This window comes from Virgibacillus sp. 7505 (genome assembly GCF_002272135.1).
In the GTDB taxonomy this organism is placed as follows: Bacteria; Bacillota; Bacilli; order Bacillales; family Amphibacillaceae; genus Terribacillus.
In genome coordinates, this window is record NZ_NPBF01000517.1 from 1 (window position 1) to 205 (window position 205).

Sequence of the window (205 nt, forward strand, 5' to 3'; positions counted from 1 at the left end):
GGTTGGTGTAGAAGTGGAAAATAAACGGACAATGTCTTATGGAAAAGGGAATGTATTTGCCTACCGAACGTTTATGGAACCGTTAAGCGGGCTTCAGCCGATCCCTGAATCGGCATTTACTGTTCAGGATAACACTGTTTTTGGCATCAATGTCACAGTTGAGGTCGGGGGAAACGCTTTTCTGTCGTCTTTTACAGATGGGGAC

At 45.4% G+C, this 205-nt stretch carries 1 pseudogene; it reads left to right on the top strand.

Annotated elements, in window-relative coordinates:
• Positions 1–13: 13 nt before the first annotated feature.
• Positions 14–205 (top strand): annotated as a pseudogene (locus CHH91_RS20035) (factor-independent urate hydroxylase); the annotation flags it as partial.